Here is a 12,767-nt window from a genome sequence, read left to right as displayed (position 1 = left end):
ATGCGGAAATGCTGGACCTCTTCCGGATTGCCCGGCGATCACTTATCTATGCGGGGCTGAACCTCATCCCGAATCGCAAATTCCAGGATTTTCATGCGCGATCCTATTGAAACTTATAGTTCTTTTTGGCCCCAGGTCATTGTCCAGGAATCCCGCGGCGAGCGTGTCTATGACCTTCCCTCGCGGCTCCTGCGCGAGCGCATCATCTTCATCACCGGGCCCATCGACGATGCGGTGGCGGCATCGGTGTCGATGCAGCTCCTCTTCCTCGAGGCGGAAAACCCCAAAAAAGAAATCTCGATGTACATCAATTCGCCGGGCGGCGTGGTGACCGCGGGTCTGTCGATCTATGACACGATGCAGTTCATCAGACCGGCCATTTCGACGACCGTCATGGGACAGGCGGCGTCGATGGGCTCGCTCCTGCTGGCGGCCGGCGACAAGGGCATGCGTTTCGCGCTGCCCAATGCCCGGATCATGGTGCATCAGCCCTCCGGCGGCTTCCAGGGCCAGGTGACCGACATCCTGATCCATGCCAAGGAAGTGGAGGCGCTCAAGCGCCGGCTGAACGAGATCTACGAGAAGCACACCGGCCAGTCGCTCAAGGCGGTCGAGGAGGCGCTCGAAAGGGACAATTTCTTCACCGCCGAGAAGGCGAAGGAGTTCGGCCTGATCGACAAAGTGATCGAGAAGCGGCCGATTCCGGCAGAGGCCAAATAATTGGCGAATTTGGCTTTTACCCCCTATTATAGTTTTGCACGGAAGGCTGCCCTTGGGGCCGACTGGCACGCCGGTTGAATCAATCCTTGATTAACCGGCATGGCGCATGCTGAAATTGAGTCGGCCGTGTCAAAATGGTGACAGCCATTCGGGCCCGGCCAGTTGAGAGTTCAAGGAAGACTTACGATGACCAAATCCGGCGGCGGCGACAGCAAGAACACTCTGTACTGCTCCTTCTGCGGCAAGAGCCAGCACGAGGTCCGCAAGCTCATTGCCGGGCCTACGGTATTCATCTGCGATGAATGCGTCGAGCTGTGCATGGACATCATCCGTGAGGAGAACAAATCCTCGCTGGTGAAGACCAAGGACGGCGTGCCGACCCCGCACGAGATCCGCAAGGTTCTCGACGACTATGTCATCGGCCAGGACCACGCCAAGAAGGTTCTCTCCGTCGCGGTCCACAATCACTACAAGCGCCTCAACCACGCGCAGAAGAACAACGACGTCGAGCTCGCCAAGTCGAACATCCTGCTCGTCGGTCCGACGGGCTGCGGCAAGACCTTGCTCGCCCAGACGCTCGCCCGCATCCTCGATGTGCCCTTCACCATGGCGGATGCGACAACGCTCACCGAAGCGGGCTATGTCGGCGAAGATGTCGAGAACATCATCCTGAAGCTCTTGCAGTCGGCCGACTACAATGTCGAGCGCGCCCAGCGCGGCATCGTCTATATCGACGAGGTCGACAAGATCTCGCGCAAGTCGGACAATCCTTCAATCACGCGTGATGTGTCGGGCGAGGGCGTGCAGCAGGCGCTGCTCAAGATCATGGAAGGGACCGTCGCCTCGGTTCCCCCGCAGGGCGGCCGCAAACATCCCCAGCAGGAGTTCCTGCAGGTCGATACCACCAACATCCTCTTCGTCTGCGGCGGCGCCTTTGCCGGCCTCGAGCGCATCATCGCGCAGCGCGGCAAGGGTTCGGGCATCGGCTTCGGCGCCGAGGTCAAGTCGCCGGAAGACCGGCGCACCGGCGAGGTCCTGCGCGCGCTCGAGCCCGAGGACCTGCTGAAGTTCGGCCTGATCCCGGAATTCGTCGGCCGTCTTCCGGTCGTGGCGACGCTCGATGACCTCGACGAGCCGGCGCTCATCCAGATCCTGACCGAGCCCAAGAACGCGCTCATCAAGCAGTATCAGCGCCTGTTCGAGCTCGAAGGGGTCAAGCTGACGGTGGCCGAGGAGGCGCTGCGCGCCATCGCCCGCCGGGCCATCGAGCGCAAGACGGGTGCCCGCGGCTTGCGGTCGATCATGGAGGCCATCCTCCTCGACACGATGTTCGATCTGCCGGCCATGGACGGGGTCCAGGAAGTGGTGATCTCGAGGGACGTCGTCGACGGCGATGCCAGGCCCTTGCTGATCTATGCCGATCGCGAGAAGCAATCGATCAAGGCTGCCCCCGTCTCCGCCTAAAGTAGTAGGCGGGAACCATGCCGCTTCAGGCGTTTTGTCAAGGGATTGAAAAACGTTAACGCTGCCTCCATTTGAGGAGCGGATTTGAGCTGTGCTGCCCGCAAGTTTCCGCGTAAAATAGGGCACTTGCGGATGGTGTGGCCTGAGTCTCGGCACCGAAAGTCCGTAGCTTGGAAAGTTGATGCGTTTGCCCCTTGGGGAACGTATTAGGAGTGCGGATTTCACGCGTGGCCCAACCCGCGAAAGGAAACAAAATGACCTCGACCCCCTCCCGGCCTGCGTCTTCCGCCGGACCCGAAACGCTCCCCGTCCTCCCGCTTCGCGATATCGTCGTTTTCCCCCACATGATCGTGCCGCTCTTCGTCGGCCGGGAGAAGTCCATCCGGGCGCTCGAGGACGTGATGCGCGAGGAGAAGCGCATCCTGCTGGTGGCGCAGAAGAACCCGGCCGACGATGATCCGCAGGCCGATGCCATCTACGAGGTGGGCACGCTCGCCCAGGTGCTGCAGCTCCTCAAGCTGCCCGACGGCACCGTCAAGGTCCTGGTCGAAGGCCTGGAGCGCGCCAAGATCCAGAATTTCACCGACCGCGCCGAATTCTTCGAGGCGAAGATCGCCGTGCTGCCGAACGAGTCCGACGAGCAGTCCGAGACCGAGGCCCTGTCGCGCACCGCCATGGCGCAGTTCGAGAGCTATGTGAAGCTCAACAAGAAGGTGCCGCAGGAAGTGATGGCGACGCTGTCGCAGATCACCGACTATGCCAAGCTCGCCGACACCATCGCCGCCCATCTTGCCATCAAGATCCCCGAGAAGCAGGAGCTGCTCGAGCTGACGTCGCCCGCGAAGCGGCTGGAGAAGGTCTATGCCCTCATGGAGAGCGAGATCTCCGTTCTCCAGGTCGAGAAGCGCATCCGCTCGCGCGTCAAGCGCCAGATGGAGAAGACCCAGCGCGAGTACTATCTGAATGAGCAGATGAAGGCCATTCAGAAGGAGCTGGGCGATGGCGACGAGCGCGACGAGCTGAACGAGCTCGACCAGAAGATCAAGAACACCAAGCTCTCCAAGGAAGCGCGCGAGCGCGCCGAGGCCGAGCTCAAGAAGCTCCGCCAGATGAGCCCGATGTCGGCGGAAGCGACCGTGGTGCGCAACTATCTCGATTGGCTCCTCAACATCCCGTGGGGCCAGAAGAGCAAGATCAAGCGCGACCTCAAATTCGCCGACGACGTTCTCAATGCCGATCACTTCGGCCTCGAGAAGGTGAAGGAGCGCATCGTCGAGTATCTCGCGGTGCAGAGCCGCACCAATAAATTGCGCGGCCCTATCCTGTGCCTCGTCGGTCCTCCGGGCGTCGGCAAGACCTCGCTCGGCAAGTCGATCGCCAAGGCGACGGGACGCGAATTCATCCGCATGTCGCTGGGTGGTGTTCGCGACGAGGCCGAGATCCGCGGTCACCGGCGCACCTATATCGGCTCGATGCCCGGCAAGGTCATCCAGTCGATGAGGAAGGCGAAGAAGGCCAATCCGCTCTTCCTGCTCGACGAGATCGACAAGATGGGCATGGACTTCCGCGGCGATCCGTCATCGGCGCTTCTCGAAGTGCTGGATCCCGAGCAGAACTCGTCCTTCATGGACCACTATCTCGAGGTCGAATACGACCTCTCGAATGTGATGTTCGTGACTACGGCGAACACGCTCAACATCCCGCCGGCCCTCATGGACCGCATGGAGATCATCCGCATCGCGGGCTATACCGAGCAGGAGAAGCTCGAGATCGCCAAGCGCCACCTTCTGCCCAAGGCCATGGAGAATCACGGCCTCGACAAGAAGGAGTTCGAGCTGACCGAAGCCGGCATCATGGAAGTGATCCGTCGCTATACGCGCGAAGCGGGCGTCCGCAACCTCGAGCGCGAGATCAACTCGCTTGCCCGCAAGGCGATCAAGGACATCATGATGTCCAAGACCGCCAAGAAGAAGATCAAGGCGACCCCCGACGTCGTCGAGAAGTATCTCGGCGTGCCGAAGTTCCGCCATGGCGAAATCGATCGCGAGGACCAGGTGGGTGTCGTCACCGGTCTTGCCTGGACCGAGGTCGGCGGTGAGATCCTCACCATCGAAGCCTTGATGATGCAGGGCAAGGGCAAGATGACCGTCACCGGCAACCTGCGCGACGTGATGAAGGAATCGATCTCGGCCGCATCCTCCTATGTGCGCTCCAGGGCCACCGATTTCGGCATCAAGCCGCCGATCTTCGACAAGAAGGACATCCATGTGCATGTGCCGGAAGGTGCGACCCCCAAGGATGGTCCCTCGGCCGGTATCGCCATGGTGACAGCCATCGTCTCGGTGATGACCGGCATCCCGGTCCGCAAGGACGTGGCGATGACGGGCGAGATCACCTTGCGTGGCCGCGTGCTCCCCATCGGCGGCCTCAAGGAGAAGCTGCTCGCAGCGCTCCGCGCCGGCATCAAGAAGGTGATGATCCCGGAAGAGAACGCCAAGGACCTGGCCGAGATCCCGGACAATGTGAAGTCCGAGATGGAGATCATCCCCGTCGCCCGGATGGACGAGGTGCTGCGTCACGCCCTGCTGAAGCATCCCGAGGCCATCACCTGGGACGAGGAGGCCGAAGAGGCCGCCGAGCGTTCGCGCCGCAAGCCGGACGAGACCGGCGAGCCGATGACCGCCCACTGAAAGCGGGCCCCAGATTCCTAAGGGAATCAAAGGTTTCCGCGAATCAGTCTGAACCCGAAAATGCGCGGCGTCTCCCCAAGGGAGGCGCCGCTTTCTGTTGATAACCCCCAATAACTGCTTGAATTGAGTCACGAATTCCGGGGTGGGGAGAAAGCGCTTGCAAAGCCTCTCTTTTGGGCGGCGAATGGTTCGAACGGCGTTGTGGCGTAGTTGCGTGTACTCACTCAATCACCAACGAGGAATTGGGTCATGAACAAGAACGAACTCATCGCCAAGGTGGCAAAGGATGCCAAGCTGACGAAGGGCGAAGCGGGCGAGGCCGTCGTGGCGACGCTCGGCAATATCATGAAGGCGTTGCGCGGTGGCGACGACGTCAGGCTCGTCGGCTTCGGCACCTTCTCGGTGAGACGCCGCAAGGCGGGCCAGGCGCGCAATCCGCAGACCGGCGAGATGATCAAATTGCCGGCCTCCAAGCGGCCGAAATTCCGCGCCGGCAAGATGCTGAAGAAGGCGGTGAACGGCTAGACGCCAGCTTCAGACGGCCCAAATCACATCAGCCCCGCGTGCCCTTCAGTCACACGCGGGGCATTTTTTGTGAGGGTCTTTCCGCAAGCCGGCCATAAATTTTCCTGGCGCTTCGCAGATACAGGGAAAATACAGGGAAACTTTGAAAATCGGCCCTCAGGGCACGATTTCGTTTTTAAAAAATCTTGCAATTACATATCATTAGATTGAAGCGCCGGCTTTTTGGAGCAGGGAACGCAGTCCAAGCGATCCAGGCGGATAACAGGAGATCAATGACCACAGCGAAGGAGCAGGGCGAATTATGGGGGGCGCGGGCGCAGGATTGGGCCCTCGCCAACGAGCCCGCCTGGCGCGATGTCTATGTCGCCGTTCTCGACCAGGCGCGGATCGGGAAGGGGAGCCGCCATCTCGACATAGGCTGCGGCGCTGGCGGCGCCTTGGTGCTGTCGCGCGAACGCGGCGCCCATGTCTCGGGCTTCGATGCGTCGGAGAATCTGGCGAGCCTCGCTCGCGAGCGCCTGCCGGGCGCCAAGATCCTGGTGGGCGACATGGAGGATCTGCCTTTCGTCGACGAGACCTTCGATGTGGTGACGGGCATCAACTCCTTCCAGTACGCCCGCGATCAGCGCAAGGCCTTTGCCGAGGCGGCGCGCGTGGCGCGCAAGGGCGGAACGGTGACGATGCTGGTCTGGGGCCCGCGCGAGAAATGCGACCTCCAGGGCGAGGTGATGCCGCATGTCCTGGCCTTGCTGCCGCCCGAGCCGCCGGTCCCGACCTTGCCGCTGGCGGCGACGGCCGATGAGTTCATGCGCGATGCGGGCCTCGAGCCCGAGATCAAGGGCGACATTACCGCCACCTTGACCTATCCCGATCTCGCCACCGCCGTGAACGCCATCCTCTCGGCCTCGGAGCGCGCCATCCGCCACAAGGGCGAGGCAACCGTGCGCAAGACGCTCGAAGAGGCGCTGGCCCCCTTCGTCGACGCCAAGGGCGTGGCCAAATTGCGCAACATGTTCCGCCTGGTGACGGCCCGCCGCCTGGAGGCCTAGCGGCTTGCTTTGAAGGGCCCCGGCGGCTAAGAGGCGAGGCCTCGAAGGGCGGTTAGCTCAGCTGGTAGAGCGCTTCGTTTACACCGAAGATGTCGGGAGTTCGAGTCTCTCACCGCCCACCAGCCTTCGCTCGCGAAGATGCGAAGGCCGCCGCGCCGAAGCCCAAAGGGCGAAGGCGGGCCTGTTTCCGCGAGCTACGGCTGGCAGGCCATCAAACACTTCGCTCGCGAAGCATGCGAAGGCTGCCGCGCCGAAGCCAAAGGACGAAGGCGGGCCTGTTGCCGCGAGCTACGGCTCGGCAAGCGAGCCAAAGCGAAGTGTCAGCTTGCGTTCAAGCACTTCTCGACGTCATTCAGCCCAAGCGGCTGCATCCTTTTGCGCGCTTTTGCGAGGGCCTCTCTCCAATGCGGCCCACGCTTCTCGGCCACGTGAAAGGCTTCGGTGAGACCCGCATGCCGTCCTGTCGCCAGCAGCGCCGTGGCGATCGAATTGGCTTGTCGAAGATCCTTCAGATCCTTGGATCCGCTGCCGGAACGCCGCGTCGCCACGATCATCTTATGCACCGCGAAGCGCTGCGGCTGAGGCACCAGGACAGGTATTCCGCCTTTGTACAGGATCACCGTTCGCACCGGATCATGAATGAGATAGTCCAGAAACCTCAGAGGCTCTCCGGCCGCTCCTCCCAATGCCGGCAAGGACACGGGACGCCCCATCCGATCGTCACTGCCTTGATTGGGCGTCAGGAATTCAACACGAAGCCCGTTCCGGCCGGCAAAGCGCGTGATTCCTTTTTCGTCCCGCAGCCCGGGAACCGGCCGGAATTTGGCGTCCACGGTTTGGAGTATCTCCAATATGGGTGGAATGCTGTCTTCCACGGCAACGGAGGTCGCCCGAAATTGGGCGATATCAATATCGCCCGTCTGCATCGCCGTGCCTGCCAGCCTGTAGCCGAGCACCGCTCCGTAAGCCTGGTAAGCCACGGTGCCCACGAGACAGGCGCGCAAGCGGAACACGCCGGCTTTCCAAAGGGCTTCGATGAGATCACCGACCTTCTTGTCCGGACTGAACAGCCGGGCTTCCCGCGTCAGCGTCGAGACCAGTTTACGCCGCCGCTGGTAATCATCCTTGATGGCGGCAAACTGCGACACGCGCTTGGCAATCGCCGGATCATCGGCGGGCCCGACATATTTGTCGGGCTGAGCGGCCGTGCCTCTTTCAGAGGGCTTGTAATACCAGTAGCTTCGATCGTTCACCTTGCGCTTTCGGAACAGGCCGGTTTCGTCGAAATCGGCATCGAATTGCGCGTCCAGAACACGGTCCAGCAACTCTGCGACCATCGTGGTGTAGGCAAGGTCCAATTCGCGAGTCATATGGGCTTATCCCAAATTTGCAATTTTGTTATAAGCGATTTATACCAAAAATGCAAGTTTGTGATAGGGATCGCCCGGACGTCGCGCTGGGCGTGAGGCTCTTGCGGGTGTTGAAGCGTCCCAAATGGCCGAATTTTCGCTGTCTTTGCGTCGATATTGACGCCCGTCCGCAGCAGGTCTACTGGTATGTTTACCGGACCACCAGACCTGTAACGCAGGCGGGACAATGGATTTACGGGCTATTCTGACGGACGAAGCAAGCGCGCTGAACGGCGTGCCGAAACAGTCCATGAAGGACTTCGTCGTCCAGAAGATCGCGACATTCATTGCGACCGGCGTTCTCGATGTCGGCGATCCGATGCCCAGCGAGCGCGAGCTCGCGGCAGCCTTGTCGGTAAGCCGCGAAACGGTGCGGGGCGCGATCCTGATTCTTTCCACCAAGGGTATTCTTTCGGTTGCCCAGGGCACGCGCACCGTCGTGGCCTCCACCGAAGTCGGGGACCTCGCGGTCCAGTCGGCGCGCTTCCGTGACATCTCCGGCTACAGCCTCGATGATGTCCACGAGGCGCGGCTCTTGATCGAGGATCAGGTTGCGCGGGCCGCTGCCGTAAGGATCGAGCCGGCGACCCTCGACACCTTGCGCAAGTCTATCGCGGCGCAGGAGGCTGCCAGCAACGATCCGGTCCGCTTCCTCATCTGCGACCGCGAGTTCCACACCGCCATCTATCGAGCCGGCGGCAATGCCGCGCTGGCGGATATGGCCGCCGATCTCTATTCGTATCTTCTCGACCACCGAAGACGCGCGGTGGCCCAGCCCGCGAGCATCGCGACGAGCATCGCCGACCATCGCGCCATCCTTGCCGGGCTCGAGGCCGGCGATCCCGAAGCGGCCGCGAAGGCCTTCGCCATCCACGAAACACGCATCTACACGACGACCCAACAACTCTTGACGCAGTCCGCCCGGAAGCGATGAGGGCGCATTGCGGACAACCATTCAGCACAACAGGGAGGATTTCCATGCTGACAAGACGCCTTTTTGCCACCACTGCCCTCGCGGGCGTTGCCGCGCTGACCGGCATCGCCGGCACGGCGACCACCGCGCTCGCGCAATCCAAGGAACTGGTCTATCTGACCCCCGGCCTTGACCTCGCCTTCTGGCGGTACCTCTCCAAAGGCATCGAGAATGTCGCGACCGCCGGCGGCTACACCTATCAGGCGCTGGATTCCGGCAACAATGCCCAGACCCAGCTCAAGAACGCCAAGGACGCGATCGCCCGCGGCGTGGCCGGCATCATCATTTCGCCCACCGACAGCTCGACCGCTCCGGCGGTGCTCGATCTCGCCAAGCAGGCGAAAATCCCGGTGGTCATCGCCGACATCGGCACCGACGGCGGCGACTATGTCTCGTTCATCATCTCTGACAACTATCAAGGCGCCAACGGCGTCGGCAAAGCCCTGGCCGAAGCCATGAAGGCCGCCGGGAAGCAGGACGGCAGCGTCGGCATCGTCGGCATCAGCCAGGCCCGGCTCAACGGCCAGGCCCGCACCAAGGGCTTCAAGGATGCGATGACGGCGGCCGGCATCGCCAAGGAAGCGGGCCTCCAGCAGATGCAGACCTACACCGCCGACGAGACGTTCAAGTTCACCCAGGACATGACGACCGCTAATCCGGATATGAAGGGCCTGTTCGTGCAGACGGACGGACCGACGCTCGGCGCCCTGCAGGCGATCAAGTCGGCTCGTCTCACCGGCGAAGTGCTGGTGGCGGGGTTCGACGGCGTGCCGGAATTCGTGCCGCTGCTGCAGTCGGGCGACCTGATCGTTTCCGGCATGCAGCAACCCTATCTGATGGGTCAGGAGTCGGCGCGCGCGATGCTCGCCCATCTGGAGGGCAAGACCCCCGAGAAGGAGGTCCTCGTGCCGATCAAGATCGTGACCAGCAAGAACATCGAGCAGGAACTGCCGGTCATCAAGGAAACGGTGTTCGCCAACGAGATGTAATGGCGGTACGCTTGTGACCGAAACCCGTCCGGGGACGGCAGTCCCCGGACCTTTCTTGTGGTAATTCTCCCGCCGATGACCGACAGCAAGACCCGCGAGCCTCTGCTTGTCGCCCGGAATGTGACGCGCATCTTCGGCAGCGCCTATGCGCTCAGGGATGCGACGATGGCGCTCCGACGACATGAGATTTGCGGGCTGCTCGGCGCGAACGGCGCCGGCAAGTCGACCCTGTCGCGGATCGTCTGCGGACATCTTTCACCGACCTCGGGAGAAATCCTGTTCAAGGATGCTCCGCTGGCCGTCGGTTCCGCCCGCGACGCGCTGCGCGCCGGGATCGCGCTGGTCGCTCAGGAGACGAGCCTGGCCCCCGATATGAGCGTCCTGGAAAACATCTTCCTGCCCAGATATGCGATGCCGGGACGACTCTCCTTCGCGCAGTTGCGCCAGCGGGCACAGGCGATCCTGTCCGAGCTCGGCCACGATCACGCCTTGCCGCTCGACATGGAGGTGCGCCGGCTTTCGGCCGCGCAGCGCCAGCTCGTCGAAATCGCCAAGGCGCTGGCGCTCAACGCCGAGCTCGTGATCTTCGACGAACCGACCGCCTCATTGTCGCCGACCGAGGTCGACCGTCTGTTCGACATCATGACGCGGTTGAAAGACAGCGGGAAGGCGCTCGCCTTCGTGTCCCACAGGCTCGAGGAAGTGTTTGCCATCACCGACCGCGTGACGATCCTGCGGGAGGGCAGGACTGTGGCGGAAGGTGTGCCGACGGCGGGTCTTTCCCAGAACGATATCATCCGGCACATGGTCGGGCGCGACATCGGCAACGTCTATCGCAAGGCGCCCTCGACAAAGGCTGCAGGCGAGCGGCCGGTCGTGCTCGATGTCGTCAGGCTCAGCGCGCCGCCGGCCGTGCGCGATGTCTCGTTCTCGGTGCGCAAAGGCGAAATTCTCGGCCTCGGCGGCCTTGTGGGAGCAGGGCGCTCGGAAAGCGCCGAAGCGATCTTCGGGCTGCGCCCTCGCGCCGGTGGGCAGGTCTTCGTCGCCGGCAAGGAAATCCACCCGAAGAGCCCCATCGCCGCGATCCGCGCCGGCATGGGCATGGTCGCCGAAGACCGGCGGGCTCAGAACATCGTGCCCGACATGACCGTCGGCGAGAACCTGTTCCTGGCGCAAATGGGCAAGCACCGGGGACTGGGCCGCGGCCACTCCCTGCGCCGCAAGCAGGCCGGCGAGCTGATGGCGAGGCTCGGGCTTCCCGCCGATCGCATGGATGCGAATCTTCTTCATTTCTCGGGGGGCATGCAACAGAAGGTCATCATCGCGCGCTGGCTGCTTATCGAGCCGGAAGTGCTCATCCTCGATGAGCCGACCAAAGGGGTCGACATCGGCACGCGGCAGGTGATCTACGAACTGCTGCGCGAAGTCGCCGAAAAGGGCATCGCGGTGGTGGTCATCTCGTCCGATTTCGAAGAGCTGCTCGGCATCTGCGAGCGCGTCGTGGTGATGAGCGACGGCTACACGATCGCCGACCTTCCCGCCTCGCGCCTCAATGAAGAGAGCCTCACGCTCCTCGCCGCCCCGCGCAGCTCGGCGGAACGCAACGCCGTTTTCCTGCGGGACCTCGTCGCCCGTCACGGCGGCACGGCGTTCTGGGGCCTGATCGACGGCGACCAGTTCGTCTGCCTCGCCGTTGCCGAGGGAAAGGGAGGCGTTCCTACGGGCTTCGCGGCGGGACATGTCTATTTCGCGCAAGAGACGGCGATCCCGGCTGCCCTGGAAGAGCGCAAGCCCGGCGTGGTGACCGAAAAGGACGGCCGGTCCACTCTGCTCACGCGAATGTCCAACCGCCGGGGCCACGATCTGGGCTGGATAGGTCTCAGCCTGCCTCCCGGCGCGAAGCTGCCCGACCATGAATCCCTGGCCGACCGGATGGCCGGCCTGATCACATCACGTCAAGACGAAGAGATCCACGCATGAGCGAACCCGGCCGGTCATTTGCGCTACCCAGGTTCGCCAACACGCTGGAATTCCGAATGCTGGTGCTCGCCGTCGTGCTGGCGCTGATACTGTCGATCATCTCGCCGCACTTTTTCACCGAACGGAACATGTTCAACATTCTCGATCAGTCGGTGGTGCTCGGCATCATTGCGGTGGGGATGACGCTGGTGATCCTGACCGGCGGCATAGACCTTTCAGTCGGCTCCGTCGCGGGCCTCAGCGGCATTGTCCTGGCGCTGCTGCTGAAGGAGCTTCCCATTCCGGTGGCGATCGTGATCGCGGTGGGCTGTGGCGCGCTGATCGGGCTTTTCTCGGGCGTGCTCATTGCCATCTTTGGACTGGCGCCTTTCGTGGTGACGCTGGGTGTCATGGCCATGGGGCGCAGCCTCGCTTATATCGTGTCAGGGCAGAGGTCGATCTCGGGCCTGCCGATGGGTCTTCAGGACATCGTCTACACGACGGTCCTGGGAATTCCGACCAACGTCATTTTCCTGATCGCGCTCTATATCGCCACCTGGGCCTGGCTGACCTACTCGAAGGGCGGGCGCACGATATACGCGGTCGGATCGAACATCGAAGCCGCCCGGGCGGCGGGCCTCAGCACCACGTTCTATTCCATCCTGCCTTATGTCGTGTCGGGCGCCCTTGCGGCAACCGCGATGACGTTCTCGCTGGCGCAGATCATGTCGGCCGATCCTATCGGCGGCAGCCAGCTGGAGCTCGATGCCATCGCGGCCGTGGTGATCGGCGGCGCCAGCCTTTTCGGCGGGCGCGGTTCGATATTCGGTACGCTGATGGGTGTGCTGATCATGGTGATGATCCGCAACGGACTCAACCTGCTCGGCGTTTCGCCCTTCTGGCAAGGCACCGCGATTGGCGCCATCATCATCCTGGCACTGCTGGCCGAACGCCTTATCACCTGGAAATCGCGGCGCATCTGAAAGCCT

At 62.5% G+C, this 12,767-nt stretch carries 10 protein-coding genes and 1 tRNA gene; 10 read left to right on the top strand and 1 reads right to left on the bottom strand.

The window, feature by feature from the left end; translation table 11 throughout:
- Positions 1-93: 93 nt before the first annotated feature.
- The 6 genes from DS839_RS04110 to DS839_RS04085 all read left to right on the top strand — a co-directional run bounded on the left by DS839_RS04110 (position 94) and on the right by DS839_RS04085 (position 6,570).
- Entirely contained in the window at positions 94-720 is a 627-nt protein-coding gene (locus DS839_RS04110) for an ATP-dependent Clp protease proteolytic subunit (RefSeq protein ID WP_119269008.1), read from the top strand.
- A gap of 186 nt (positions 721-906) precedes the next feature.
- The gene (gene clpX / locus DS839_RS04105; protein ID WP_119269007.1) at positions 907-2,184 is read left to right on the top strand and encodes an ATP-dependent Clp protease ATP-binding subunit ClpX; all 1,278 of its coding nucleotides are present in this window, start codon (positions 907-909) and stop codon (positions 2,182-2,184) included.
- A 254-nt stretch (positions 2,185-2,438) separates the two neighbouring features.
- On the top strand, positions 2,439-4,874 hold the full coding sequence (gene lon / locus DS839_RS04100; RefSeq protein ID WP_119269006.1) for an endopeptidase La: 2,436 nt from the start codon (positions 2,439-2,441) through the stop codon (positions 4,872-4,874).
- Positions 4,875-5,123: 249 nt separating this feature from the next.
- The gene (locus tag DS839_RS04095) at positions 5,124-5,399 is read left to right on the top strand and encodes an HU family DNA-binding protein (RefSeq protein WP_119269005.1); all 276 of its coding nucleotides are present in this window, start codon (positions 5,124-5,126) and stop codon (positions 5,397-5,399) included.
- 272 nt (positions 5,400-5,671) lie between these two features.
- A complete protein-coding gene (locus DS839_RS04090) occupies positions 5,672-6,448 on the top strand; it encodes a class I SAM-dependent methyltransferase (RefSeq protein WP_119269004.1) in 777 nt (258 codons plus the stop codon).
- Between the two features lie 46 nt (positions 6,449-6,494).
- A tRNA-Val gene (locus DS839_RS04085) sits at positions 6,495-6,570 on the top strand.
- 198 nt (positions 6,571-6,768) lie between these two features.
- Here the strand turns inward: DS839_RS04085 and DS839_RS04080 are convergent.
- Entirely contained in the window at positions 6,769-7,818 is a 1,050-nt protein-coding gene (locus tag DS839_RS04080) for a nucleotidyltransferase family protein (protein WP_368911148.1), read from the bottom strand.
- Between the two features lie 226 nt (positions 7,819-8,044).
- Here DS839_RS04080 and DS839_RS04075 point away from each other — a divergent pair, with 226 nt between their 5' ends.
- From DS839_RS04075 to DS839_RS04060, 4 genes are all read left to right on the top strand, one after another.
- The gene (locus DS839_RS04075) at positions 8,045-8,791 is read left to right on the top strand and encodes a FadR/GntR family transcriptional regulator (protein ID WP_119269003.1); all 747 of its coding nucleotides are present in this window, start codon (positions 8,045-8,047) and stop codon (positions 8,789-8,791) included.
- Positions 8,792-8,835: 44 nt separating this feature from the next.
- Positions 8,836-9,819, top strand: a complete 984-nt coding sequence (locus DS839_RS04070) for a substrate-binding domain-containing protein (RefSeq protein WP_119269002.1) — start codon at positions 8,836-8,838, stop codon at positions 9,817-9,819.
- A 75-nt stretch (positions 9,820-9,894) separates the two neighbouring features.
- The gene (locus DS839_RS04065) at positions 9,895-11,799 is read left to right on the top strand and encodes a sugar ABC transporter ATP-binding protein (protein WP_119269001.1); all 1,905 of its coding nucleotides are present in this window, start codon (positions 9,895-9,897) and stop codon (positions 11,797-11,799) included.
- Complete coding sequence (locus DS839_RS04060; RefSeq protein ID WP_119269000.1) at positions 11,796-12,761, top strand: ABC transporter permease; 966 nt, start codon at positions 11,796-11,798, stop codon at positions 12,759-12,761. The genes DS839_RS04065 and DS839_RS04060 overlap by 4 nt, the downstream gene beginning before the upstream one ends.
- The last annotated feature ends 6 nt before the right edge of the window (positions 12,762-12,767 follow it).

Source organism: Taklimakanibacter deserti, from assembly GCA_003574785.1.
Note: the sequence above shows the minus strand (reverse complement) of the source record. Positions and strands in the feature narration are given on the sequence as shown.